We start from the raw sequence: 26,002 nt of genomic DNA on the forward strand, positions 1-26,002 counted from the left end.
CCTTGCCAAGAGTGACGCAAAAGGATGACTGACATAATGCTCGACAAGCGCATGAGCGTCGACGACATCGTCGACCAGATTTCCGACGGGATGACCATCGGCATCGGCGGATGGGCAACGCGCCGCAAGCCCATGGCGCTCATTCGCGCCATCGCCCGGTCAAGCCTCAAGGACCTGACCGTCATGGCGGGCTATGGCGGCATGGACATCGGCCTGCTCGCCGCCACCGGCAAGATCAAAAAGCTGGTCTTCGCCTTTGCCAGCCTTGACCATTATCCGCTCGAACCGCATTTTCGCAACGCCCGCCAGGCAGGCAGCTTCGAGGTGCTGGAGCTTGACGAGGGCATGTATCATTGGGGCCTGCGCGCCGGCGCGATGAAGCTGCCCTTCCTCCCCACCCGCGTCGGCATCGGCACCGACATCATCACGCAATCGGGCTTCGACTTCAAATTTGTCAAAAGCCCCTATGAAGATGGCGAGGAATTCGTCGCCATGCCCGCGCTGGTGCCCGACATCGCGCTCATCCACGCCCACCGTTCCGACGAGCGCGGCAACCTGCTGACGCTGAGCAAGGACGCGCTGTTCGACGAACTGCTCGTGCGCGCGGCGAAGAAAAGCTATGTGACGGTCGAGAAGATCGTGCCGACGGCACAGCTCGATATGAAGGCCAACAGCCGCTACAACCTCGTCGAGCGCGCGATGATCACCGGCGTTGCAGAAGCGCCCTTGGGCGCGCACCCCTCAAGCGCTGACCCGGACTATCAGCTCGATCTCAAGCACATCAAGACCTATGTCGAAAGCGCCGCCTCACCCGAAGCCTGGGCCGAGTATAAGGCGAAATATATCGACGTGTCCGAAGCCGACTATCAGGCAGCGATCGGCGGCGCGGACGCCGTCAAGCAGCTCCCCGTCCCCATTTACTGAGCGAGACCGACATGACCCAGAACAGCTATTCGCTCGCCGAACTCGTCATCGCCGCCTGCGCCGAAGTCTGGCGCGACAATGGCGAGGTGATGGCGACCGGCATCGGCCCCCTCCCCCGCATCGGCGCAGGCCTTGCCAAGCTTTCCTTCGCGCCCGCGATCCAGACCACCGATGGCGAATGCTGGTACACCAGCGAGCCCGTCGGCCCTGGCAAGCGCACCGCCGAGCCTGAGTTTGAAGGCATCGCCAATTATGACCGCGTCTTCTCCGCCCTGTGGAGCGGCCGCCGCCATGCGCTGGTCGGCCCGGTGCAGATCGACCGCTTCGGCCAGGCGAACATCTCGGTGATCGGCGACCACAAGAAGCCCAAGGCGGCGATGCTCGGCGCGCGCGGTTTTCCGGGCAACTCGATCAGCCATCCAAACAGCTTCTTCTTTGCAAGCCACAACAAGCGCGCGTTCGTGGAAGGCGAAGTCGATTTCGTCTGCATGGCAGGCTACAACCCGGCGCGTTACCGCAATGGGCAGCCGCCTAAGGGCCTGGACCTGCGCCGCATCATCACCAATCTTTGCGTGATGGACTTTGGCGGCCCCGATCACCAGATCCGCGTGATCTCGCTGCATCCGGGCGTCACCTTCGAGGAAGTGCAGGACAATACCGGCTTCCCGCTGGCAAAGGTCGATGGCGAAATTCCGGTGACGCCTGCGCCGACGGCAGAGCAGCTGGAGCTGATCGCCAGGATCGATCCCAACAATGTCCGGGCGACCGTGTTCAAGGACAACCCGGCCGGAGACAGAAGGGCAGCCTGAGATGAACGAGACCGACCGCCTGGTCGAACCGCAGCAGGTCGACATTGTTTACGAAACGGATGAGCCGGTCACCTATGAGGTGATCGATCATGTCGCGTGGATCATGATGAACCGTCCGGGCTTCAACAATGCCCAGAACGGCCAGATGACCTATGCGCTTGATGACGCGTTCGTGCGCGCGGTGAACGATGACGATGTGCGCGCGATCGTGCTGGGCGGCAACGGCAAGCATTTCTCGGCGGGCCATGACATCGGTACGCCCGGCCGCGACGTGCACAAGCATTTCGAAAATCGCCTCATGGTGCCGGGCCATGTCAACAAGCCTGCCGCAGAATTGCTCTACACCCGCGAGAAGGAGCAATATGTCGGCATGTGCCGGCGCTGGCGCGATGCGCCAAAGCCCACCATCGCCATGGTGCAGGGGGCCTGTGTCGCGGGCGGGCTCATGCTCGCCTGGGTGTGCGATTTGATCGTCGCGACCGACGACGCCTTCTTCCAGGACCCGGTCAACCGCATGGGCATCCCTGGCGTTGAATATTTCGCCCACGCCTATGAACTCCCTCCGCGCGTCGCCAAGGAATTCCTGCTCTTGGGCGAGCGGATGAGCGCGCAGCGGGCCGAAAGCTTCGGCATGGTCAACAAGATCGTGCCCCGCGAGGCGTTGCGCGAAACCGTCGCGACGATGGCGGCCAAGCTCGTGGCGCAACCGCGCCTTGGCAACTGGCTCACCAAGCAGGCGATCAACCATGTCGAGGAGCTGATGGGCAAGCGCAACGCGATGGAGGCGCAATATCATATGCACCATTTCGCCCACGCCCAGAATGATCTTGTGCAAGGCAGCTCGATCGCAGGGCTGGACGCCAAGAAGATGGCAGAGGCCAATAAGAAACAGGCGAGCGAATGATGGGCGATCCGTTGCACACCATCCTTGTCGAGCGGTTGGGGTGCCGCTGGCCGATCATCCAGACCGCGATGGGCTGGGTCGCGGAACCCAGCCTCGTCATCGGGTCGAGCAACGCAGGCGCCTTCGGTTTTCTGGGCGCAGCGGTCATGACGCCGGACGAAGCGCGCGAAAAGATCCTCGCCGTGCGCCAGGGCACCGACCGGCCCTTTGGCGTCAATTTCCACAGCTTCCAGCCCGGCGCTGACCAAATCGTCGAGCTGATCCTTGCCAACAAGGATCAGGTGCGCGCTGTCAGCTTCGGCCGTGGTCCCAATGCCAAGATGATCGGCCGCTTCAAGGATGCAGGGATCCTCTGCGTCCCCACCGTCGGCGCGGTCAAGCATGCGCAGAAGATGGTCGAATTGGGCGTCGACATGGTCAATGTCCAGGGCGGCGAAGGCGGCGGCCATACCGGCTCTGTCCCCACCACCGTGCTGCTTCCCCAGGTACTCGATGCCGTCAAGGTGCCGGTGATCGCGAGCGGCGGCTTTGCCGACGGGCGCGGCCTTGCAGCTGCCCTCGCTTATGGCGCGGTCGGCATCGCCATGGGCACCCGCTTCCTGCTGACGAAAGAAAGCCCGGTGCCCGACACGACCAAGGCGGCTTATCTGAAAGCCACGACCGACGGCATCGTCGTCACCACCAAGCTTGACGGCATCCCCCAGCGGATGGTCCGCACCCGCCTCATGGACCGGATCGAAAAGTCCGGCCCGCTCGCCATGTGGCTGCGCGCGATCGAAGCAGGCATGGCGATGAAGAAGCAGACCGGCGCCAGCTGGATGGACTTCATCAAGTCCGCCCGCGGCATGACCGCCCATGGCGCCATGCCCTTGAAACAGGCGATGATGGCCGCAACCATGCCGATGCTGATCCAGAAGGCAGTGGTCGAAGGCGACATCGAACAAGGCGTGATGGCGACCGGCGTGGTTGGCGGGCGGATCGGCGAAATCCCGACCTGCCAGGAGCTTGTCGATCGTATCGTCGCCGAAGCGCACGAGCGCCTGGCCGCGCTTGCCGCGATGGGCCAGCAAACCGCCAGCGCCGCCTGAGAAAGAAGGAAGACCCATGCCGATCACGCTCAGCATCAACGGCGCCATCGCCGAAATCCTGTTCGACCACCCGCCGGTCAACGCCTTTGACACCAAGGGCTGGGAATCGATCCCGGCCATGGTGTACGAAGCAGCGGCGAACGAGGATGTGAAGGTCATCCTGATCCGCGCCGAAGGCCGTGGTTTCTGCGGCGGCGTCGACATCAAGGAAATGGCCGCCCACCCTGAGCGCATCGCAAAGCTCAACAAGGATAATTACCTCACCTTCAAGGCGATCCGCGAATGCGCGATCCCCGTGGTCGGCGCGCTCCACGGCTTCGTCATCGGCGGCGGCGTCAATATCGCGGGCGCCTGCGACGCGCTGATTGCAGCGGAAGGCGCCTATTTCTCGCTGCCCGAGATCGATCGCGGCGCGATGGGCGGCGCTGCCTTCATGAGCCGCATGCTGCCCGTCCAGATGGTGCGCGCCAATTTCTTCACCGGCGGCCGCATCCCGGTCGAGGACGCGCATCGCCATGGCTCGATCCACAAGGTCGTGCCGCTCGAGAAGCTGAAAGAGGAGGCCTACGCCTTTTGCGAGGTGATCGCATCCAAGAGCCGCGCGGCGCTCGTCATCGCCAAGCAGGCCTTGAACCTCATCGAGCCCACCGACCCCTCGGCCCATTACCGGATCGAACAGGGCTTCACCCTCGAAATGTACATGCATGAAGACAGCCAGAAGGCGCGCGACGCCTTCGTGGAAAACAAGGGCGCGGCGAAATTCTGATGGACCTGAACTATACTCCAGAGCAGCAGGCCTTCCGCGCCGAAGTGCGCAGCTGGCTTGAAGCCCATGTGCCTGAGCATCCGCTCGAACATTTCGACGCGACGCGCGAAGGGTTCGAGGCGCACCGGGAATGGGAAAAGACGCTCAAATCCGGCGATTGGGGCATGGTCACCTGGCCCCGCGAATATGGCGGCCGCGGCCTCGACCTTATCCAGTGGCTGATCTTCGAGGAAGAATATTATCGCGCAGGCGCGCCGGGCCGCGTCAACCAGAACGGCATCTTTCTGCTTGGGCCGACGCTGATCGAATTCGGCACGCACGAGCAGAAGCAGCGCTTCCTGCCCAAAATGGCGTCGGGTGAGGAAATCTGGGCGCAGGCCTGGTCCGAGCCGATGGCAGGTTCCGACCTTGCCGGCGTGCGCGCCACCGCCGTCCGCGAGGGCGACGACTATATCCTCAACGGCCACAAGATCTGGTCGAGCCGCGCGGTGTTCGCCGACTGGGCGTTCGGCCTGTTCCGCGAGCCGGGCTCCGAGCGGCATAAGGGGCTTAGCCTCATCTTCTTCCCCTTGAATGCGCCCGGCGTCACGGTGAACGCGATCAAGAAGATCAACGGCCATGTCGGTTTTGCCGAAATCTTCCTCGAAAATGTCCGCGTCCCCGCCTTCAATCGCCTCGGCGACGAGGGCCAGGGCTGGCACATCTGCATGGCGACCGCAGGCTTTGAACGCGGCCTCATGCTACGCTCGCCCGCCCGCTATCAGGTAGCAGCGAAGAAACTGGCCGAGCTGTGGACCGCCAACAAGGAAAGCGCCGACCCGGCCCTCGAAGCCGATGTCGTGCGCGCGCACATGAATGCCGACGCCTATGCGCTCAACATCTACCAAACCGCCTCGCGGCTGATGGCAGGCGCCAAGATCGGGCCGGAGGCGTCCACCAACAAGATCTTCTGGTCGGAATTGGACATTCACCTGACGCAAACCGCGCTCGCCATATTGGGTCCGCAAGCCGAACTCACCCATGAGGCGTCGGACGCGAACCCCGTCGACTGGATCGAGGACTATATCTTCGCACTCGCCGGGCCGATCTATGCCGGGTCGAACGAGATTCAGCGCAACATCATTGCCGAGCGCATGCTCGGCCTGCCGCGCTAAGGGAGAAGACAGATGGATTTCACCCTCAGCGACGAACAGCTGATGTTCGCCGAAACGGCGCGGACGCTGTTTGCCGACAGCTGCACGCCCGATCATTGGCGCCGTATGATGGAAGCGGGCGTCGCACGCGACGATGCGCGCTGGGCCTCGATCGTCGAGACCGGCCTCACGCTCGTCCTGCTACCCGAAAGCGCGGGCGGCATCGGGCTTGCCGAAATCGACTTTGCCCTGATCGCGCAAGAGGCGGGCTATGTCGCGCTGCCCGAACCGCTGGTTGAAAGCGCAGGCGTTGCCGCGCCGATGCTCGCCGCGTTGGCACCCGAACATCCACTGCTCGCTGACCCCGGCGCCACCATCGCCATCCAGCATCCGTCCAACCTCTATGTCGCGAACGCCGACAGCGCAGGCGGCATCCTCCTGCATGCCGATGGCGAGGCGTATCTCGCCACGCCCGACCAGGTGACGCTGACCGCGCAGCCGAGCATCGATCCCTTCCGCCGTCTCTTCTCGGTCGCGTGGAACAAGGACAAGGCGACGGCTCTCGGCAAGGCCGACTGGAATCTCGTCTTCGACCGCGCGGCCCTCTTCAACGCCGCCTTTGGCCTGGGCCTCGCCCAGCGCTCGGTCGACTTGGCCGTCGACTATGCCAAGGAACGCCAGCAGTTCGGCAAGCCCATCGGCAGCTATCAGGCGGTCAAGCATCACCTGGCCTCCGCCCAGGTCGCCATCGAATTTGCCAAGCCCGTGGTCGCTGCGGCGGCCGCCGAGATCGGCGCGCGTGACGTACAAGCCCGCGCCCGCGTCAGCCATGCCAAGCTCGTGGCCCTGGAAGCGGCCGACAAGGCCGCCCGCGCCTCGATCCAGGTGCATGGCGCGATGGGCTATAGCTGGGAGGTGGACGTCCACCTGTTCTTGAAGCGCGCCCTTGCGCTGACGCAAACATGGGGCACGCCCGCCCAGCACCGCGCGCGCATCGCCACGCGCATCTTCACCCAGCCCATGGGGCCGGACCAGACCTTTGCCCGGGAACATGAAAATGCCTGAAGCCTATATCATCGACGCCGTCCGTACGCCCGTTGGCCGCAAGAAGGGCAGCCTTGCCGCCGTTCACCCGGCCGACCTTGGCGCGCACCCGATCAAGGAACTGGTCAAGCGCACCGGCATCGATCCGTCCTGTGTCGAGGACGTGGTCTGGGGCTGCACCGAGACGATCGGCGGCCAGGCGGGCGATATCGGCCGCACCGCATGGCTGGTCGCAGGCCTCCCTGAAGAAATCCCCGGCGTCACCGTCGACCGCCAGTGCGGTTCCTCGCAGCAGGCCGTCCATTTCGCAGCCCAAGGCGTGATGAGCGGCACCCAGGACCTGGTCGTCGCGGGCGGCAGCCAGGCAATGAACCAGATCCCGATCATGGCGGCGATGATTGCGGGCGCGCAATATGGTTTCGACAGCCCGTTCCACGGGTCGAAGGGCTGGGTTGAGCGCTATGGCATGGAAGAGGTCAACCAGATCAGGTCGGCCGAGATGATCGCCGACAAATGGGGCATCAGCCGTGAAGCGATGGAAGCCTTCGCCCTCGCCTCCCACCAGCGCGCGCAGGCCGCCTGGGACAATGGCTGGTTCGATCATGAAGTAGCCCCCTCGAAGGCCTCACCCGCGACGAAACCATCCGTCCGACTACATCGCTGGAGGGCCTGGCGTCCTTGAAGCCCGTCAATGAAGGCGGCATCATCACCGCAGGGGTCGCCAGCCAGAATTGCGACGCCGCCGCTGCCCTCCTCATCGCCAGTGAGCGGGCGGTGAAGGACCATGGCCTCACGCCCCGCGCGCGCATCCATCACCTCTCGGTCCGCGCCGCCAATCCGGTATGGATGCTGACCGGCCCCATCCCCGCCACCCAATATGCGCTCAAGAAGGCGGGCATGAGCATTGCCGACATCGACCTTTTCGAATGCAATGAGGCGTTCGCCAGCGTCACCATGGCCTGGATGAAGGAACTCGCCATCCCGCACGAAAAGGTCAATGTGCAGGGCGGCGCGATCGCGCTCGGCCATCCGATCGGCGCCACCGGCGCGCGGCTGATGACCACGCTGCTGGGCGCGCTCGAACGCACCGGCGGCCGCTATGGCCTCCAGACCATGTGCGAAGGCGGCGGCCAGGCCAACGTCACCATCATCGAGCGGCTCTAACGGGAAAGCGCGCGGCCCCATGCCCTGCTACGCCTATCAGGGGATCACACCCGTCGTCGATCCATCGAGCTACGTCCATCCGCTGGCGTCGCTGATCGGCGACGTGATCGTGGGGCCAGGCTGCTTCATCGCGCCGGGCGCCTCCCTGCGCGGCGACTTCGGGCGGATCGTGGTGGAGGGCGACAGCTCGATCCAGGACAGCGTCACCGTCCATGCCAACCAGCTGCGCGACACGGTGATCAAGCGCGGCGCGACGATCGCCCATGGGTCGATCATCCATGGCTGCGAGATCGGCGAAAATGCCCTGATCGGCATGAACGCGGTGATCCTCGACAATGCCATCATTGGTGACGAAAATCTCGTCGCCGCCCTTGCCCTTGTCAAGTCCGACACGGTGACCCCGCCGCGCAGCCTGGTCGTCGGCAACCCGGCCAAGGTGGTCAAGACCTTCGAGCCGCACCAGGTCACCTGGCGCAACAATGGCGAGGGGGAATATCAAAAGCTCGCCCGCGCCGCGCGGACTGGGCTGGTCGAAGCGCAGCCGCTGCGCGAGGCGAACGCAGAGCGGCTTGGCCAGCGCAGCCAGTCAGAAGCGGTGGCCGTGCGCCTGACCGGCGAGACCGCGCAGCATCGCGAGAAACAGGCGGCGGAGCGGGAAGCCAAGCCATGAACAGCGCCACCGCCATCACCAACCTCCTCTACCGCTATGCCGAACTGATGGACGAATGCGATCTTGAAGGCGTCGCCGCCCTGTTCGAACGCGCCCGGATCAAGACTGGCGGGGACGAGACGATCGAAGGGTCAGCACCGATGCTCGCGCTCTGGCAGGCCCATGTGCGCCTCTACCCCTGCGGCACGCCGCGCACCAAGCATGTCATCACCAATCCCATCGTCGAGGTGGACGAGGATGCAGGCACGGCAAGCTGCCGCTCCTACTACACCGTGTTCCAGGCGACCCCGGACCTGCCGCTCCAGGCGATCTGCGCGGGCCGCTATCATGACGCCTTCGTCCGCACCGACGGCGCATGGCATTTTTCGCAGCGGGATTATTCGCTGCTCGATCTTATCGGCGACGTGAGCCAGCATCTGCTGATCCCGGTCGCACCATGACGCGCAAGGCATTTTGAGGAGTAAGGCAAGTGGGTATCTGCGAAGGACGTGTTGCGATCGTGACCGGGGCGGGCAATGGGCTGGGCAAAGCCTATGCGCTGGGCCTCGCCGCAGAAGGCTGCAAGGTCGTCGTCAATGACCTTGGCGTTGGCACCCATGGCGAAGAAGGCGCGACCAAGGGCGCAGCCGAACAGGTGGTGGACGAGATCAAGGCGATGGGCGGGGAAGCCGTCGCCAACACCGACGACGTCGCTGAATGGGAGTCGGGCAAGCGCATGGTCGAACAGGCCCTCGACAGCTTCGGCGCGCTGCACGCCGTGGTCAATAATGCAGGCTTCGTGCGCGACCGCATGTTCTTCACCTGTAGCCCGGAAGAATGGGATGCGGTCATCCGCGTCCATCTGCGCGGCCATTTCTGTACCTCGCGCCATGCCGCCGAATATTGGCGCGCGCAGTCCAAGGCGGGCAATCCGGTCGATGCGCGCATCATCAACACGACAAGCGGCGCGGGCCTCCAAGGCTCGGTCGGCCAGTCGGCTTATTCGACCGCCAAGGGCGGCATCGCGACGCTCACCCTCGTCCAGGCCGCAGAGCTTGGCCGCCTTGGCATCACCGCCAACGCGCTCGCCCCCAACGCCCGTACCCGCATGACCAATACCGGCGCGTTCGACATGGAGGCGAAAGAAGGCGAGTTCGACCTGTTCGCGCCGGAAAACATGGCGCCGCTGGTCGCCTATCTGGTCTCGGAACAGTCCAAGGGCGTCACCGGCCAGGTGTTTGAACTCAAGGGCGGGCAGGTCTTCCTCTCGCAAGGCTGGACCGACAGCCCGGCCTTCGACAAGGGCGCGCGCCTGGAGGCAAGCGAAATGGACGCGATCGTACGCAAGCTCATCGAGACCCGCGAGCCTGCAAAGCCCGTCTACGGAGCCGCCTGATGGATTTCGCGCTCAGCGACGACCAGCGCGCGATCCAGGAAGCGGCCCGCGACTTCCTGACCGACGCCGCCAACCCCGACGTCATCCGCGCCGCCGTCGAAGGCGCCACGGGCTTTGATGAAAGCCTGTGGTCAAGCCTTGGTGAAATGGGCTTTGCCGGGCTCATGATACCCGAAGCCCAAGGCGGGCTTGGCCTTGGCGCTGTGGAAATGGCGCTGGTGCTCGAAGAAACCGGCCGGGTCCTTGCGCCCGTCCCCTTCTTCGAAACCGCCGTGCTCGCCGTCCAGGCGGTGCTGAGCGCAGGCAGCGAGGAACAGAAGGCAGCATTGCTGCCCCGCTTGGCATCGGGCACGCGCGCCTGTTTTGCAGGGACCGCAAGCCGCCCGACCTTGTCGAACGGCAAGCTCACCGGCACCGCGCAGTTCGTGACCTTCGGCCATGTCGCAGAGCTCATCGTGGTGGCCACCGCTGACGAGAGCCTCGTCGTCCTCGAAGCCGACACCCCCGGCCTCGTCATCGAGGCGCTGCCCGCGCTCGACCGCACTCGCCGCTTTGCCACCCTCACCTTCGATTGCGACGTGGCGCCGGAGCTGATCCTGGGCGTCCCCGGCAGCGCCAAGGCCGCGATCGAACGCACGCTGACCATCGGCGCAGGGCTGCTCGCCGCTGAACAGACCGGCGGCATGCAATACAGCCTCGACGCCACCGTCGATTATGCCAAGCAGCGCGTCCAGTTCGGCCGCCTCATCGGCTCATTCCAGGCGTACAAGCATATGCTCGCCGACATGATGCTGCTGGTCGAAGCCTCGCGCTCGGCCGCCTATTATGCCGCCGCCGCGATCGATGAAAATGGCGAGGAACTGGCTGAAGCGGCCCATGCCGCGCGCGCTTATGTGTCGGACGCCTATTGCTCGGTCACGGGCGACGCCATCCAGCTCCATGGCGGCATCGGTTTCACCTGGGAACATCACGCCCACCTCTATTTCAAGCGCGCCAGAGCTTGCGCCAGCTGGCTCGGCACCCCAGACCAGCATCGCGAAGCGCTCGCAAAGATCATCATGAAGGACGCCGCATGACCCCGACCTCGCCTGTTCCCCCTATCCGACCCCGCTGGGCATGCTCAAGGGCAAGACCGTGGTCGTCACCGCGGCGGCCGGCACCGGCATCGGCTTTTCCGCCGCCAAGCGCGCCGCCGAGGAAGGCGCCAAGCTCCTCATCAGCGACTTCCACGAACGCCGCCTCAATGAAGCGGCCGACCGCATCGCCGACGAAGCCAAGGTCGAGCGGCCCGCTGTATTTGTGTGCGACGTCACCAGCGAGGAAGCCGTGCAGGGCTTGCGCGACGCCGCTCTCGCCGCGCTGGGCCGGGTCGATGTGCTCATCAACAATGCAGGCCTCGGCGGTGAAGCCGATATCGTCGATATGACCGACGAGCAGTGGGCCCGCGTGTTCGACGTGACGCTGACCTCGCTGTTCCGCATGACCCGCGCCTTCCTGCCCGCCATGTACGCCGCCAAGTCGGGCGTCATGGTCAACAACGCTTCCGTGCTGGGCTGGCGCGCGCAAAAGGGCCAGGCCCATTATGCCGCCGCAAAGGCTGGCGTCATGGCCTTCACCCGCTGCGCCGCGATCGAGGCGGCCGAACATGGCGTGCGCATCAATGCGGTCTCGCCATCCCTTGCCATGCACCCCTTCCTCGCCAAGGTGACGACCCAGGAAGCCTTGGACAAGCTGGTTGAAAAGGAAGCGTTCAAGCGCCCCGCCGAGGTCTGGGAAATCGCCAACGTCATGATGTTCCTCGCCTCTGACCTCTCCTCCTACATGACCGGCGAAATCGTCGCGGTCTCCAGCCAGCGAGCGTAAACATGGCGACCATCTTCGAAAATCCCCACGATCTTCTGGGCAAGGAAGGCACCAAGCTCGACACCTCGGAGTGGCTCACCATCGAGCAATCGCGCATCGACGCCTTTGCCGACTGCACCGGCGACCATCAGTGGATCCATGTCGATCCGGTGCGCGCGAAAGACGGGCCCTTCGGCGCGACCATCGCCCATGGTTACTTGACCCTCTCCCTCGTCAACCTGTTCATGCCGCAGATCGTCGAGGTCCGGCGCTTTTCCGCAGGCGTGAACGTCGGCATGGACAAGACCCGCTTCCTCAATCCGGTGGTGGTCGGATCGCGCATTCGGGGCACCGGTGAAATCGTCTCGGCCGAGGAAGTAAAGGGCGGCGCCATCCAGGCGGTGATCCGCGTCACCGTCGAGATCGAAGGAAAAGACAAGCCCGCCTGCGTGGTCGAAACCATCAACCGCTATTTTCCCGAAAGCTGAAGGACTATGAGCCGGGGCACCGTCATCGCCTGCGTCCTGGCTCTCCTCGCCACCCCTGCTGGAGCAAGACCCATGCCCGATCCTGTAAAAATGGAAGCCGCCGTCAACGCCTATGTCGCAGCGTTCGAAGCAGGCAGCGCCGACCAGGTCGCCGCCCTCTATGCCGCTGATGCAACCGTCGAAGACCCGATCGGCTCCCCCATCCACAAGGGCCGCGAAGCAATCCGCGCCTTCTACGCACAGTCCATGAAGACCGGCGCGAAGCTCAAGCTCGAAGGCCCGGTCCGGGTCGCGGGCGACTATGCCGTCTTTCCCTTCTCGGTGAACCTGAACTTCGATGGCGGGGCCAAGCGCATCGACGTCATCGACACCTTCCGCTTCAACGAAGCCAATGAGGTCGTCGAAATGCGCGCCTATTGGGGCCCCACCAACATGCACGGCTTTTAATCCAAGGATATTGTTCAATGCGTGAAGCAGCCATCATCTCCACCGCCCGCACTGGCGTTGGCAAAGCCTATCGCGGCGCGTTCAACGACACCGAAGCGCCGTTCATGTCCTCCCATGTGGTCGATGCCGCCATCGCCCGCGCCGGGATCGATCCCGCCCGCGTCGACGACGTCTATCTGGGCGTTGCCAACCAGTGGAACACGCAAAGCTACAATGTCGGGCGCCTCACCGTCCACGGATCGGTCCTCCCCGACACCACCAGCGGCTTTTCGATGGACCGCAAATGCTCGTCGGGCTTGAACGCGCTGGCGTTCGCGGCGCGCGGCATCATCGCCAACGAGATCGACTGCGCCGTCTCGGGTGGCGTGGAGAATGTCTCGCTCACCATCGACAAACATTATCCCGCCTTCCGCAACCGCTCCGAGTTCATCAAGGCGCGCGATCCCAACGCGTACATGGTGATGATCGAGACCGCCGAGATCGTCGCTGAACGCTATGGCATCAGCCGCGAGGACCAGGACCGCTTTGCCGCCCAGTCGCAGCAGCGCGCCGCCGCCGCCCAGGCAGCGGGCAAGTTCGACGATGAAATCGTGCCGATCACGGTCACGAAAGCCCTGTTCGACAAGGAAGGCAATGAGACCGGCAAGGAAGAGCTGACCCTGACCAAGGACGAGGGCATCCGCGCGGGCACCACTTACGAGAAGCTTTCTGAATTGAAGCCCGTGTTCAAAAACGGCACCGTCATCAAGGAAGGCAAGCATGTGACGGCGGGTAACGCCAGCCAGCTCTCCGACGGCGCGTCTGCCCAGGTCGTCATGGACCTTGCCACCGCGCAAAAGGAAGGGCTCCCTATCCTGGGCATCTATCGGGGTTTTCAGGTTGCAGGCTGCGGCGCTGACGAAATGGGCATCGGCCCGGTGTTCGCCATCCCCAAGCTCTTGGAACGCACCGGGGTCAAGATGGACGACATCGGCCTGTGGGAAATCAACGAAGCCTTTGCCAACCAGGCGATCTATTGCCAGCGCACGCTCGGCATCGATCCTGAGAAATTGAACGTCAATGGCGGCGGCATCGCCATTGGCCATCCCTTCGCCATGACCGGATCGCGCCTGGTTGGCCATGCCCTCATCGAAGGCAAGCGCCGCGGCGTCAAATATGTGGTCGTCTCCATGTGCGTCGCGGGCGGCATGGGTGCTGCCGGTCTGTTCGAGGTCGCCTGATCCATGCAACTCGCCTTCGCCCCTGAATTGAAAGCCTTTCGGCAAGAGGCCGCGAGCTGGCTCAACGAACAGCTTAGCGGTCCGTTCAAGGCCATTCGCGGCCAGACCAACCAGGTCGACAATGTCGAGGAGCGCCGCGCCTGGGAAGCAGCCCTGGGTGAGGCGCGCTGGAGCGTCATTGGCTGGCCTGAGCAATGGGGCGGGCGCGGCGCCTCGATCGCGCAGCAGATCATCTTCGCCGAGGAATATGCCAGAGCCAAGGGTCCGCCGCGCGCGGGGCATCTGGGGGTCGAACTGCTCGGGCCGACGCTGATCGCCATGGGCACCGAGGAGCAAAAGGCCCGGTTCCTCCCCGACATCGCCACCGGCAAGGCGATCTGGTGCCAGGGCTATTCTGAACCCGGCGCAGGATCGGACCTGGCCAATGTGAAGACCAAGGCACGCCTGGAAGGCGATACGTACATCATCGACGGGCAGAAGATCTGGACCTCGATGGGCACGATCGCCGACTGGTGCTTCGTCGTTGCCCGCACAGAGCCCGGCAGCGTCGGCAACAAGGGCCTCTCCTTCCTCATGGTCCCCATGGACCAGCCCGGGGTCACCCCCCGCCCCATCCGCCAGATGACCGGCGAGGCCGAATTTGCCGAGGTGTTCTTCGATGGAGCGCAAGCCCTCGCCATGGACCGCATCGGCGAAGAAGGCGAAGGCTGGAAGGTTGCCATGGCCCTCCTTGGCTTTGAACGCGGCGTCTCCACCCTCGCCCAGCAGATGCAGTTCAGGAACGAACTGGACGACATCATCGCCATCGCCAAGGCCAACGGCAAGGCACAAGACCCGCTCACCCGCCAGAAGATCGCCACCGCCCATGCCGGGCTCAAGATCATGCGCTACAACGCCCTGCGCATGCTCTCAGGCGGCGAAGCCAACCCCGAACTCACCGGCGCCGCATACACCTACAAACTCTACTGGTCCCGCTGGCATGTCGCGCTTGGCGACCTCGCCATGGCGGTAATGGGACAAGAGGGCGAAATAGGCATCAACGACGAACGCATGGGCGCCCTCACAACCATGCACCTCATGTCTCGATCCGATACCATCTACGCCGGAACCGACCAGATCCAGCGCAACATCATCGCCGAACGCGGATTAGCTATGCCAAGAGAACCCAGAGGATGAGGAATATCCGGCGGCACCATAAGAGCCGCCGGAGCCACCCGATCAGATGATCTTTGATTCTTGCAGTTCGGCGATGCGCGCTTCGTCATAGCCAAGCTCACCCAGAACCTCGGCGCTATGTTCGCCCAGAAGCGGCGGCGCGCGGCGGATCGTCGCCGGAGACTCCGACATATTGGCCAGCGGACTTCCGATCAGGTCAACCGTACCGGCCTCCGCCCAGGGATGCGGCGTCGTCACACGAAGGCCGCGATGCTGGACCTGCGGATCTTCCCAAACCTCAGGCAGCTCATTGTAACGCGCAGCGGGAATGCTCACCTCATCAAACTTAGCCTGAAGCTCTTCCGAAGTGAAGCCACGGCTCCATTCATTGATGATGTCCATCAACTCCAGCCGGTTCAACTTGCCGCGCTTGAAATTCTCATCGAAGCGGGGGTCCTGATATAGTTCAGGCTGGCCCATCAGCACCGTCAAACGCCGCCAATGCTCGTCACCACCAGCGGTGAGATACAGCATGCCATCCTTGGTATGGATGAGATCGGCGGGGCCGCCGCCATTGCCGCCATTGCCAAGGCGCGGCGGGACCACGCCACTCAACAGATAATCCTGCATGATATGGCTGACCATCGCCACCGAACTATCCAGAAGGGCGATATCGATATGCTGCCCTTCACCAGTTTGGTTACGATGCTGGAGTGCGGCCAATATGGAAATGGCGACATTATGGCCAGTGATGAAATCAACGAGGCTCGGTCCCGCCTTGAGCGGCCCGGCTCCCGGCTGCCCATCCGGAATGCCGGTGACGGCCATCATCCCGCCCGTCGCCTGGAACAAACCATCATAGCCCGGCCGCGCAGCCATTGGCCCCGTCTGGCCAAAGCCTGTAACCGAACAATAGATAAGGCGCGGGTTGATCGTCTTCAGGCTCTCATAATCCAACCCGAACCGCTTGAGATCACCAACCTTGTAATTTTCAATCAGGACGTCGGCCGTCTCCACCAGCTTGCGCAGGATTTCCTGCCCCTCGGGCTTGCTATGATTCAGCGTGATCGACCGCTTGTTGCGGTTAGCCGCCGTGAAAAAACCCGCTTGGCGGACATTCATTCCATCTTTGCCCTTGACCTCGGCAAGACCATATACCCGGCCATCATCTCCCACGCCCGGACGTTCCACCTTGATCACGTCGGCGCCCAGGTCGCCCAATATCTGCGCGCCCACGGGGCCTGCGAGCACGCGGGTCATGTCGATGACGCGGATGCCTTCGAGGGCTGCCTTCTTATTGCTCATAGTCGCCTGCCCCTCCAAATTGATATGCGTAGCGTTGGGCGGCCCTTTATCCACTTTTCCGTCAAAGCGCCAGACGACAGGCCGCGAAACTTGCAGCCGAACGACGAAAAATCTGCAGTTTCAAAACAGCGGAAATGGCCAGATCGCCCACCATCATGCAAAGGGCGCCAGCCCCGTGAGGATCAGCCGCACCAGATCCGCCTGCCCCTTCGCCCCCGTCTTTTCATATATCCGCTTGGAATAATTGCGCGCCGTTTCCGTGGTCAGATTAAGCTGCTCACCCGCTCCAACGATGCTCTCGCCCAAACTCAACGCGTGAGCGAGTGCCGCCTCGCTGCCCGACAAACCATGCAGCGCCGCCAAAGTCCCCGCCGCCGCTTGCGCAGGTTCGCGACGGGCGGTACGCACGATGCCGATCACGGCGGGCAAGGCGCACGGTTCGCTCAGCGCCAGGTCAGACTTGCGCAGCAGCAGGTCGATATCCCTGTTATCGTCGATCCGGATCACCCGCGTCGCGCCCGGTGGTGCCGATGCCATTTCCGCGCATGCCCGGTTAAGCGCATGGGTAGCGTCGGGCAACAACTGCAGCCGCCGCTCCGGACTTGGCCCCGGCTTCATCGTGAAGGCCAGCATCGCCTCGGCCGCAGGATCAGCGGCCATCACCCGACCGCCCCAATCGAACGCCAGTTGCGCAACGCCCAACCGCGACAGCGCGCCCTGCGCCATGGCAACCTGCAATCGCGCCTCGATCAACGCCACCAGGGTCCGCAGCGCCGCGGCGAAATGCGGCGCAATGCTCGACAGCACGGCAACGGCAGATGCAGAAAAATCCTCCCGCTCTCTCACCAGCAGGAAATGTGCATCGGCCACCCCGCCCGCCGCCACACGCAACCACCGACCATAGCGGATGTTCATTTCATTCAACGCCTCGCGCTGCCGCGCCAGTTCATCCGCGTCATCATAATTCAGCATCTCGTCCAGCGCATAGACACGCCCCGGACGCAGCGATCCATAAGGATGCAGGCGCAAGGCTTCCAGACGTCGGAAGTCCAAAGGCGGCTCCTGCGACGCACGTGGGGCGGCGATGTGGATGACGGTCGGTTCCTGCTCAGGCATGGCATTGGCCAGCGATATGATCAGGAAAGCCCGCCGCGCATAGGTGCGCCCCACCAGATTGCGGATGAAAGCGCCAAAAGGCGGGCTTTCATGAATCCCATCCACCAGAGGCAGGAACAGCTCATTCTGATCAGCCCAGAGAGAACCCATACCCACCCTCTCCCATATGGGAGAGGGGCCGTCAAGCCGAGCAGGCCGGGCTTAACAGCGGGCCAGTAGCGCCTGCGCTTTTTTTAGATGGGGCCGGTCGATCATCTTGCCATCCAGTGTCAGGACCCCGGCGCCGGGATTGGCCGCAAAGGCATCGACTACCGCCTGTGCCCGCGCAATCTCATCTTCCGACGGCGTAAAGGCGGCATTGATCACGGGAACCTGATCAGGATGCACGGCCATCATGCCCAGAAAACCGTCGCGCGCGCCCCGCTGCGCATAGGCCGCGAGACCGTCCAAATCCCGAATCGCCGGATAAACCGTCTCGATCGGCGGCACTTCAGCCGCGCAGGCGGCAAATAGCGTGAGTGCACGGGCTATCTCATAAGGCGGCGTATAGCTGCCATCGGCATGCCGTGCGGAAAGGGCTCCAATCGCGGCGGGCAAATCCTCCGCGCCCCAGGTCAGGCCCGCCAGCCGATCCGGCACATCGCCATATTCACCCAATCGGAAGATCGCCTTGGGCGTTTCCGTAGCGATAGGCAGGATCAGCGCCCGATCATCGCCCCGTTGGCGCAGGCGCTCGTCCAAATCCCGGATCGATGCCGCGCCTTCTGCCTTGGGCAACATGATCCCGGCCGGGCGACCCTCAATCACCGCGTCGAGGTCCGCATCCGTGAGTCCGCCGTCGAGCGAATTCACCCGGACGAAAAGCATGACTCCGCTGTCCGCAGCCTCCTTCAGGAACGCCGCCACCTCTTCCCGCGCCCCCGCCTTGGCACCAATGGCGACGGAATCCTCAAGATCGAGGATCAGGGCGTCCGCGCCGCTTCCCAACGCCTTGCGCATCCGCTCGGGCCGATCGCCCGGTACGAACAGCAATGATCGCAAACGCCGCGACCGGGGGGTTCCAGTTTCATCCATCAGGCGGCCACCTCCTGCTTGACCATGCCATAGAGCGTCGTGCGCTGCCGGGCGAAACGGCCCGCCGCCTCGGCCGTGCGGTGCATACGCTCCACATCGAAAAATTGCCCATGCGCGCCACCCGCCGCGCGCGTGATCGATTCGTCCATCAACACGCCTCCCAGATCATTGACCCCCGCGCCGAGTGCAGCAATCACGCCCTCCTCACCCAGCTTAACCCAACTCGCCTGAATGTTCGGGATAGCACCATGCAGCGCGATCCGCGCCACCGCCTGCATCAGCATCGCTTCACGGAAGCTCGGGCCTGACCGTGCATTGCCCTTTCGCCACATCGGCGCTTCCATATGGACGAAGGGCAGCGACACGAACTCGGTAAAACCGCCCGTCTCCGCCTGAAGATCGCGCACCACCCGCAAATGCCGCGCCCAATGGCGATAATCGTCGGCATGGCCAAACATTATGGTCGCGGTGCTTTTCAGGCCGACCCGATGCGCGGCGCGCATGACTGCCACCCATTCATCCGCCGACAGCTTGTCGGGACAGATGATCGCCCGCACTTCCTCATGCAGTATTTCGGCCGCCGTGCCGGGCAGGGTCGACAGCCCCGCCTCCTTCAACATCGCCAGATAGGGTTCCAGCCCCATGCCCAGCGTCGATGCCCCGTGCGTAATCTCCAGCGGGGAAAAGGCATGGACATGGATGCCCAGTGCAGCGTCCCGCACCGCCCGAACGATCGACAGATAGGTGTGGCCATCATAGTCCGGATGGATGCCGCCCTGCAGGCATATTTCGGTGGCGCCTCGTCCCTGCGCCTCGGCCGCGCGACGTCCCACTTCGTCCAGATCGAGCCGGTAGGCAGGCCCCCGCAGCGCCTTCGCCGTCCCCTTGGAAAAGGCGCAAAAACCACATTTATAGGTGCAAATGTTCGTATAATTGATGTTGCGGTTGATGACATAAGTGACCGCGTCGCCCACCGCTTCGCGCCGCAATGCATCGGCGGCATCCATAACCCGTCGCACATCGGAACCCGTAGTCTGGAACAGCGTGACGATCTCGCTCTCGTCCAGCCCTTGACCCGCCGTCGCCTTGTCCAATATCGTGTCAATCCGCTTGGCCGACAGCGTCCGTCCGCCAAGTGGCAGCAGCGGCGGCGCCTCACCCGCCCCCGCGCGCCACCGCTCCACGATAGGCAGACCCCTCGCGTCCACCGCCCGGCGGACCTTCAGCGCGATGTCCGGCTCCAGCCAGCGCTCCGGCTCCTTGGCATAGGCCGGCCCTACCGCCAGCCTTTCGGTCAGCACCCGCCCGGCCGCCGCCGTCGCGGCGTTAAGCGCCATCAGATGCGGCCAGGGCGCTTCCGGATTCACATGATCGGGCGTCACCGGAGACACCCCGCCCCAGTCATTGACCCCGGCGCGCATCAGCGCCGTAAGGCCATCGGGCTGGAGATTGGGCGGCGCCTGAATTGTCATCTCCGACCCCAGGATCAACCGGGCGGCGGCGACCGTCCACAGATGCTCTTCCAGCGGCGGCTCGACATGATCGGCCATCCGCGTCCCCGGCTTGGCCCGGAAATTCTGGATGATGACTTCCTGAATATGTCCATGCCGCGCATGAGCATCGCGGATCGCCAGTAACGCCTCGATCCGCTCCATCCGCGTCTCGCCAATGCCGATCAGCAGCCCGGTGGTAAAGGGCACTCGCGCGCGTCCGGCCGCCTCGATCGCCTCCAACCGCACCGCCGGAACCTTGTCGGGCGAGCCATGATGGGGGCCGCCCTTTTGGCACAGCCGCTCGGATGTGCTTTCCAGCATCAGCCCCATCGACGCCGCGACCGGCCGCAACATCGCCAGATCATCGTCACCCATGATGCCGGGGTTCAGGTGCGGCAATAGGCTGGTCTCCGCCAGCACCGCAGCCGCCGCCTCACGCAGATAGCTGAGCGTCGTGCCATGACCCAGCGCCGCCAGCCCAGTCCGCGCCACCTCATAACGATCCTCTGGCCGGTCCCCCAGCGTGAACAGCGCCTCACGGCATCCCGCCGCCTCGCCCGCGCGGGCAATCTCCAGCACCTGCTCGATCGACAGATAGGGCGCCCCCGCATTGCGCGGCGCCTTGGCAAAGGTGCAATAATGGCAAACGTCGCGGCACAGATGCGTCAGCGGGATGAAGACCTTGCGCGAATAGGTGACGGTCGCCCCGAATGCGGCCAAGGTCATTGCCTCAGCCTGTTCGATCAGCGACTCCACCGGCTCCCGGATCAGCGCTTCTACCCTCATTCCTCGCCTCTTATCCGCGTCGATTGCACAGCAGCATATAGCTTGGCCCTTCAACCAGATGGCTCAGCTTTACCGCCCTGACCCTTGCGGCCCACCAAATCAAGCTTTTGACGCCCTGGATGCCAAGATCACCGATTTTCCCCTTGCCCCGGCGGCGATCCCATGCACAAAGCTTGCCAATTGCCTCGGCCGCGCGAGTATTTTACTTGGCGCTAACCATGTCGCAGCAAGGGTGAGTAATGGACGACGTCGTGATTCAGGATAGACAAAGCGCCAGCGCGCACATGCCCGCGCAGGAAGTGAGCGACGGACTGTCCGTCGTCTCCATCGCGAAAAGCTATGACAAGCGCCCCGTCCTGACCGACGTATCGCTGACGGTGGGCAAGGGCGAGGTGGTCGGCCTGCTCGGCCCGAACGGCGCGGGCAAAACGACCTGCTTCTATTCCGTCATGGGTCTGGTGCGCCCGGACCATGGCCGCATCATCCTTGACGGTGAGGACATCACCGGCCTGCCCATGTATCGCCGCGCTATCCTGGGCCTTGGCTATCTACCGCAGGAAACGTCCATCTTCCGCGGCCTCACCGTCGCCCAGAATATCAGCGCCGTGCTGGAACTGGCGGAGCCCGACAAGTCCGCCCGCGAGGCTCGCCTTGCGCAATTGCTCGACGAATTCGGCCTCACCCGGCTCGCCAACTCGTCCGCCATGGCGCTGTCCGGCGGTGAACGCCGCCGCTGCGAAATCGCCCGCGCCCTCGCCGCCAACCCATCCATCGTCCTGCTCGACGAGCCTTTCGCGGGCATCGATCCCCTATCAATCGCCGACATTCGCGACCTGGTGAAGCAGCTCAAGACGCGGGGCATCGGCGTCCTCATCACCGACCATAATGTGCGCGAGACGCTGGAAATCGTCGATCGCGCCTGCATCATCTATGGCGGGCAAGTACTCTTCACCGGCAGCCCCACTGAACTCGTCGCCAATGCCGAGGTCCGCCGCCTCTATCTGGGCGAGAATTTCTCGCTCTGAAATGACTGACCCCCGCCCTTCCCTTCAGCATGACGGCAAGGGCTCCGGCTGATGGCGCTCGGGCCTCGTCTCGACCTGCGGCAAAGCCAGTCGCTGGTAATGACGCCGCAGCTTCAGCAGGCGATCAAACTGCTGACCCTCTCCAATCTCGAAATCGACGCCTTCGTCGCCGCCGAGCTGGAAAAGAATCCATTGCTGGAGACGGGCGGCCCCCTCGACAACTCTCCCGCCGCTGATGGCATAGACGCGCAGATCGACCTCCCGTCGCTCGCTCCCGAAAGCGGCGGGATCGACGCTCTGATCGGCCAGGGCCGCGCCGAATCCGACGCACCGCTCGACGTCGATTATGGCGCGGAAACCTTCATCGACGACGGCCCCTCCGATCGCGCCGTCAGCGCCGTGGGATCAGGCGGCATCGACATGCTTCAGGGCGGCGGCGAAGCGATCGACTTCGACAGCTTCGCCAACCCCGAACAGGGCCTTCAGGAACATCTGATGGACCAGGCGCGCAGCGCGCTGGACGGCATGGACCTGCTCATCGCCACGCAGTTGATCGGCCAGATTGACGAGGCGGGCTATCTGGAAGCCAACCTCCTCGAAACCGCCCATGCGCTGGGCGTCCCACTCGCGCAGGCGGAACACGTTCTGGGCGTGATCCATAGCTTCGATCCCACAGGCGTCGGCGCGCGATCGCTCGCCGAATGCCTGACGCTTCAGGCCAAAGAGGCTGATCGATACGACCCCTGCATGGCGAAATTGCTCGCCAACCTCGACCTGCTGGCCCGTGGCGCGCTGCCCCAACTGCGCCGCATCTGCGGCGTGGATGAGGAGGATATGGCCGACATGATCCGCGAACTGCGCGGCTATGATCCCAAGCCCGGCCTGCGCTATTCCACCGATCGCGCCGCGCCGGTGACCCCGGACATTTTCGTCAATCCGGCGCGAGATGGCTGGTCGATCGAAATCAACAACGCGACCCTCCCCCGCCTGCTCATCAACCGCTCCTATTATGTGGAACTCGCGTCCGGCCCGCAGAACCGCGCATCAAAGGCGTGGCTCGCCGACTGTCTCGCCAGCGCGAACTGGCTGGTAAAGGCGCTCGATCAACGGCAAAAGACGATCATCAAGGTCGCGACCGAGATCGTCCGCTGCCAGGAAGATTTCTTCCGCAAAGGCGTCGCGCACTTAAAGCCCCTGACACTCAAGATGGTGGCCGAAGCCATCGGCATGCACGAATCCACCGTCAGCCGCGTGACATCGAACAAATATCTGTCCTGCCCGCGCGGCGTCTATGAACTCAAATATTTCTTCACCAGCGGCGTCTCGGCGGCCGGTGGCGACGGCGCCGTGTCGGCCGAAGCAGTAAAAAGCCACATCAAGGCCCTGATCGCCGCCGAAGCGCCCGACGCGATCCTGTCAGACGACACTCTGGTCGATCTGCTCCGCGCCAAAGGCATGGACCTCGCCCGCCGCACCGTCGCGAAATATCGCGAGTCCTTGGGAATAGGCTCCTCGGTGCAAAGGCGCCGCCAAAAAGCGCTCCAAGGCAAAGCGGCTTAACACTCGAAGGGATAACCTCACCTCCGTTCGGGCTGAGCCTGTCGAAGCCCTTCACTTCTTAAGGCACGGGTAGAAAGGGAAGTAGGGCCCTTCGACAGGCTCAGGGCGAACGGACGTTATTTCCACGAAAATCAAACCAACCCCAACCGCGCCAACTCCCCCAGCATCGCGGGCGGCATAGCGTCCAGATCATCCACCTCGCCCGATCCCAGATCAGGCGGCGCGTCCTTCCCCTCCAGATAGCGCCATCCCTGATGCGCCCGCTTCGGCGCACCCCGCACCGCGATCAGTCGGGGCTCCAGCCTGATCCAGAACCGCCCCTGCCCCGTCTCCTGAAACCCGATCAGCGGACTGCGCCCCACCAGCCTATGCTGATGTATCCAGTAAAGCGACCCGCCCTCCATCTCCGCCACCCGCTTGGGCAAATAGCGCGTGGTCAACCGCGCCTCTTCGCCATGACTTTCCAGCCACGCACGCAGCGTCGCAGGACTTTCACTGCCAAAGGCGATCTTGGTGAGATGAAGCGGCATCAGCAGAAGATGGGCGCTGAACGCGAACGGTCAAGCCCCGTCACAAACCCCAGATCGTCGCCAGCCCAAGGAAGGAAAAGAAGCCCATTACATCGGTCATCGTCGTCACGAACACCGCCGAAGACACCGCCGGATCGACGTTGAACCGGTCCAGCGTAACCGGCACCAATATGCCCGCCAGTCCCGCGACCAGATTGTTGATCAGCATCGCCATCGCAATCACCAGCCCAAGATCGTAATTGCCGTAGATCAGCCCCACCGCGACCCCGATCAATATCCCCAGCGCCGTCCCATTGGCGCTCGCAATCCGGAACTCCCGCGCGATCTGCCGTATCGTGTTCGAACTGGTCAGCTGGTTCGTCGCCAGCGCGCGCACCGCCACCGCCATAGTCTGCGTCCCCGCATTGCCTCCCATGCCCGACACGATCGGCATCAGCACGGCCAGCACCACATATTTTGAAATGGTGGCCTGAAACAGGCCCACCACAGACGCCGCCAGCACCGCCGTGCCCAGATTTACCACCAACCAGGACAGGCGCGTGCGCACCGTCTCCAATATCGGCTGGTTGATGTCGCCCTCGCCCGCACCGGACAGGCGCAGGATATCCTCGCCCGCTTCCTCGGAGATGATGTGGACGATGTCATCGACCGTGATCATGCCGACCAGCCGCCCGCTCGCGTCCACCACGGCGGCGGAAATCAGCGCATATTTCTGGAAGCGCAGCGCCACTTCTTCCTGATCCATATCGACAGGGATCAGCGTCTGCTCACGCTTCATAACGTCGGCCATCGCGATAGATCGCGGGCAGGTGAGTATCCAGCTCAACTGGCAGGTGCCGATAGGCTTGTGCGCCTCGTCCACCACGAAGATTTCCCAGAAATCGGTGGTCAGGTCGCGATTGTCGCGCAGATAGTCGATCACCTGGCCGACCGTCATATGTTCGGGCACCGCGACCAGATCGCGCTGCATCAATCGCCCGGCGGACTCCTCTGGGTAAGCCAGCGCGCTTTCGATTGCCGCGCGGTCCTCCGGCTCCATCGCATCAAGGACGGCCTGCTGATCGGCCTCCTCCATATCCTCGATGATCGCGACGGCATCGTCGGTGTCGAGTTCAGCGGCAAAGTCCGCGACCTGCTGCGGCTCCAGCGCGTCGAGCAGGTCGTCGCGCACATAATCGTTAAGCTCGGACAGCACTTCCGCGCCGACCAGATCGCCCAGCGCGGCCGCCACTTCCCCGCGCCGGTCGGACGGGGTGAGTTCCAAAAGGTCGGCAATGTCGGCCGGATGCAACGGCGAAACCAGTTCGCGCGCGCGATCGCGGTCCTCATCTTCCACCGCGTCCAGCACGGCGGAAACAAATGCAGGCTTCAGCCGGTCATCCTCGTCATGACGGGATTCGGGCTGTTCAACGATCCTGTCGTCAACAGGCAGGTCGTCCGGCCGGGGTTCGGCCATATCGGCTCGCTCGCTCATCGCGTCCCCTACTGTCCGGTTCCTGTAACATTTGGCTGCTTTTGCTCATGAATGAATTAAAAGCAATGCCCCAAAGATTGATTGAGACGCTTCCATCCCGGTCCTAACGCTCTATATGGACCAACATTTCCCCACTCCCCCTCAAGAGGAGATTTCCATGGCCGAAGAAACGCTCACCCTTACCCTCGACAGCGGCGGCGACGTCGTGATCAAGCTGCGCCCCGATCTGGCACCCGGTCATGTCGAACGCATCTCTCAGCTGGCGAAGGAAGGCTTTTACGACGGCGTCGTCTTCCACCGCGTCATCCCCGGCTTCATGGCACAGGGCGGCGACCCGACCGGCACTGGCATGGGCGGATCGAAGCTCCCCGATATCAAGGCTGAATTCAGCCGCGAACCCCACGTCCGTGGCGTTTGCTCCATGGCCCGCTCATCGAACCCGAACAGCGCGAACAGCCAGTTCTTCATCTGCTTCGACGACGCGACCTTCCTCGACGGCCAGTACACCGTCTGGGGCGAAGTCACCTCCGGCATGGAACATGTCGACGCCCTGCCCAAGGGCGAACCGCCCCGCACCCCGGGCAAGATCCTGAAAGCTGCCGTTTCCTGA

The 26,002-nt window shown here is 63.6% G+C and carries 25 protein-coding genes and 1 pseudogene; 20 read left to right on the plus strand and 6 right to left on the minus strand.

Annotated features, from left to right (window positions below; translation table 11 throughout):
* The first annotated feature begins 24 nt into the window (after positions 1–24).
* The 17 genes and pseudogenes from IZV00_RS16120 (at position 25) to IZV00_RS16200 (ending at position 15,050) form a co-directional block, all read left to right on the plus strand.
* A complete protein-coding gene (locus tag IZV00_RS16120; protein WP_196227009.1) occupies positions 25–924 on the plus strand; it encodes a CoA transferase subunit A in 900 nt (299 codons plus the stop codon).
* A gap of 11 nt (positions 925–935) precedes the next feature.
* Entirely contained in the window at positions 936–1,733 is a 798-nt protein-coding gene (locus IZV00_RS16125; RefSeq protein WP_196227008.1) for a CoA-transferase subunit beta, read from the plus strand.
* A 1-nt stretch (position 1,734) separates the two neighbouring features.
* A complete protein-coding gene (locus IZV00_RS16130) occupies positions 1,735–2,637 on the plus strand; it encodes an enoyl-CoA hydratase (protein ID WP_196227007.1) in 903 nt (300 codons plus the stop codon).
* Positions 2,634–3,725 (plus strand): NAD(P)H-dependent flavin oxidoreductase, encoded by a 1,092-nt coding sequence (locus IZV00_RS16135; RefSeq protein WP_230463420.1) that lies wholly within the window; start codon positions 2,634–2,636, stop codon positions 3,723–3,725. The genes IZV00_RS16130 and IZV00_RS16135 overlap by 4 nt, the downstream gene beginning before the upstream one ends.
* A gap of 16 nt (positions 3,726–3,741) precedes the next feature.
* The gene (locus IZV00_RS16140; protein ID WP_196227006.1) at positions 3,742–4,491 is read left to right on the plus strand and encodes an enoyl-CoA hydratase family protein; all 750 of its coding nucleotides are present in this window, start codon (positions 3,742–3,744) and stop codon (positions 4,489–4,491) included.
* Positions 4,491–5,645: an acyl-CoA dehydrogenase gene (locus IZV00_RS16145; RefSeq protein WP_196227005.1), complete on the plus strand. Its 1,155-nt coding sequence runs from the start codon at positions 4,491–4,493 to the stop codon at positions 5,643–5,645. The genes IZV00_RS16140 and IZV00_RS16145 overlap by 1 nt, the downstream gene beginning before the upstream one ends.
* Before the next feature lie 12 nt (positions 5,646–5,657).
* A complete protein-coding gene (locus IZV00_RS16150; protein WP_196227004.1) occupies positions 5,658–6,689 on the plus strand; it encodes an acyl-CoA dehydrogenase family protein in 1,032 nt (343 codons plus the stop codon).
* Positions 6,682–7,832 (plus strand): annotated as a pseudogene (locus tag IZV00_RS16155) (acetyl-CoA C-acetyltransferase). Before IZV00_RS16150 ends, IZV00_RS16155 begins: the two are co-directional and overlap by 8 nt.
* Positions 7,833–7,851: 19 nt before the next feature.
* Entirely contained in the window at positions 7,852–8,502 is a 651-nt protein-coding gene (locus IZV00_RS16160; RefSeq protein ID WP_196227003.1) for a gamma carbonic anhydrase family protein, read from the plus strand.
* Positions 8,499–8,942 carry a nuclear transport factor 2 family protein gene (locus IZV00_RS16165; RefSeq protein ID WP_196227002.1) on the plus strand — a complete coding sequence of 148 codons (444 nt, stop codon included), beginning with the start codon at positions 8,499–8,501 and terminating at the stop codon, positions 8,940–8,942. Before IZV00_RS16160 ends, IZV00_RS16165 begins: the two co-directional genes overlap by 4 nt.
* A 29-nt stretch (positions 8,943–8,971) precedes the next feature.
* Positions 8,972–9,877, plus strand: coding sequence for an SDR family oxidoreductase (locus IZV00_RS16170; protein ID WP_196227001.1), 906 nt, complete (start codon positions 8,972–8,974; stop codon positions 9,875–9,877).
* The gene (locus tag IZV00_RS16175) at positions 9,877–10,953 is read left to right on the plus strand and encodes an acyl-CoA dehydrogenase family protein (protein ID WP_196227000.1); all 1,077 of its coding nucleotides are present in this window, start codon (positions 9,877–9,879) and stop codon (positions 10,951–10,953) included. The genes IZV00_RS16170 and IZV00_RS16175 overlap by 1 nt, the downstream gene beginning before the upstream one ends.
* 40 nt (positions 10,954–10,993) lie before the next feature.
* Complete coding sequence (locus IZV00_RS16180) at positions 10,994–11,740, plus strand: SDR family oxidoreductase (RefSeq protein WP_196227420.1); 747 nt, start codon at positions 10,994–10,996, stop codon at positions 11,738–11,740.
* Between the two features lie 2 nt (positions 11,741–11,742).
* On the plus strand, positions 11,743–12,207 hold the full coding sequence (locus tag IZV00_RS16185) for a MaoC family dehydratase (protein WP_196226998.1): 465 nt from the start codon (positions 11,743–11,745) through the stop codon (positions 12,205–12,207).
* Positions 12,208–12,213: 6 nt separating this feature from the next.
* On the plus strand, positions 12,214–12,654 hold the full coding sequence (locus tag IZV00_RS16190; protein ID WP_230463419.1) for a nuclear transport factor 2 family protein: 441 nt from the start codon (positions 12,214–12,216) through the stop codon (positions 12,652–12,654).
* A 17-nt stretch (positions 12,655–12,671) separates the two neighbouring features.
* Entirely contained in the window at positions 12,672–13,874 is a 1,203-nt protein-coding gene (locus IZV00_RS16195) for an acetyl-CoA C-acyltransferase (RefSeq protein ID WP_196226997.1), read from the plus strand.
* Positions 13,875–13,877: 3 nt separating this feature from the next.
* Complete coding sequence (locus tag IZV00_RS16200; protein WP_196226996.1) at positions 13,878–15,050, plus strand: acyl-CoA dehydrogenase family protein; 1,173 nt, start codon at positions 13,878–13,880, stop codon at positions 15,048–15,050.
* A 42-nt stretch (positions 15,051–15,092) separates the two neighbouring features.
* On the opposite strand, the gene IZV00_RS16205 is transcribed toward IZV00_RS16200, so the two are convergent.
* From IZV00_RS16205 to cofH, 4 genes are all read right to left on the minus strand, one after another.
* Entirely contained in the window at positions 15,093–16,334 is a 1,242-nt protein-coding gene (locus tag IZV00_RS16205; RefSeq protein ID WP_196227421.1) for a CaiB/BaiF CoA transferase family protein, read from the minus strand.
* Between the two features lie 153 nt (positions 16,335–16,487).
* Positions 16,488–17,600 carry a helix-turn-helix transcriptional regulator gene (locus tag IZV00_RS16210; RefSeq protein WP_196227422.1) on the minus strand — a complete coding sequence of 371 codons (1,113 nt, stop codon included), beginning with the start codon at positions 17,598–17,600 and terminating at the stop codon, positions 16,488–16,490.
* Between the two features lie 51 nt (positions 17,601–17,651).
* Positions 17,652–18,524, minus strand: coding sequence for an HpcH/HpaI aldolase/citrate lyase family protein (locus IZV00_RS16215; protein ID WP_196227423.1), 873 nt, complete (start codon positions 18,522–18,524; stop codon positions 17,652–17,654).
* Positions 18,524–20,803, minus strand: coding sequence for a 5-amino-6-(D-ribitylamino)uracil--L-tyrosine 4-hydroxyphenyl transferase CofH (cofH, locus tag IZV00_RS16220; protein WP_196227424.1), 2,280 nt, complete (start codon positions 20,801–20,803; stop codon positions 18,524–18,526). The genes IZV00_RS16215 and cofH overlap by 1 nt, the downstream gene beginning before the upstream one ends.
* A gap of 239 nt (positions 20,804–21,042) precedes the next feature.
* Between cofH and lptB the strand changes: the two genes are divergently transcribed.
* Positions 21,043–21,828 (plus strand): LPS export ABC transporter ATP-binding protein, encoded by a 786-nt coding sequence (lptB, locus tag IZV00_RS16225; protein WP_196227425.1) that lies wholly within the window; start codon positions 21,043–21,045, stop codon positions 21,826–21,828.
* A 51-nt stretch (positions 21,829–21,879) separates the two neighbouring features.
* Positions 21,880–23,388, plus strand: a complete 1,509-nt coding sequence (rpoN, locus tag IZV00_RS16230) for an RNA polymerase factor sigma-54 (protein WP_196227426.1) — start codon at positions 21,880–21,882, stop codon at positions 23,386–23,388.
* Positions 23,389–23,519: 131 nt separating this feature from the next.
* Here rpoN and IZV00_RS16235 read toward each other — a convergent pair whose 3' ends face one another.
* The gene (locus IZV00_RS16235; RefSeq protein ID WP_196227427.1) at positions 23,520–23,918 is read right to left on the minus strand and encodes a DUF1489 family protein; all 399 of its coding nucleotides are present in this window, start codon (positions 23,916–23,918) and stop codon (positions 23,520–23,522) included.
* A gap of 40 nt (positions 23,919–23,958) precedes the next feature.
* The gene (gene mgtE, locus IZV00_RS16240; protein ID WP_196227428.1) at positions 23,959–25,392 is read right to left on the minus strand and encodes a magnesium transporter; all 1,434 of its coding nucleotides are present in this window, start codon (positions 25,390–25,392) and stop codon (positions 23,959–23,961) included.
* A gap of 157 nt (positions 25,393–25,549) precedes the next feature.
* On the opposite strand from mgtE, the gene IZV00_RS16245 reads away from it, so the two are divergent.
* Positions 25,550–26,002 carry a peptidylprolyl isomerase gene (locus tag IZV00_RS16245; protein ID WP_196227429.1) on the plus strand — a complete coding sequence of 151 codons (453 nt, stop codon included), beginning with the start codon at positions 25,550–25,552 and terminating at the stop codon, positions 26,000–26,002.

Source organism: Sphingobium sp. Cam5-1, assembly GCF_015693305.1.
GTDB lineage: Bacteria > Pseudomonadota > Alphaproteobacteria > Sphingomonadales > Sphingomonadaceae > Sphingobium.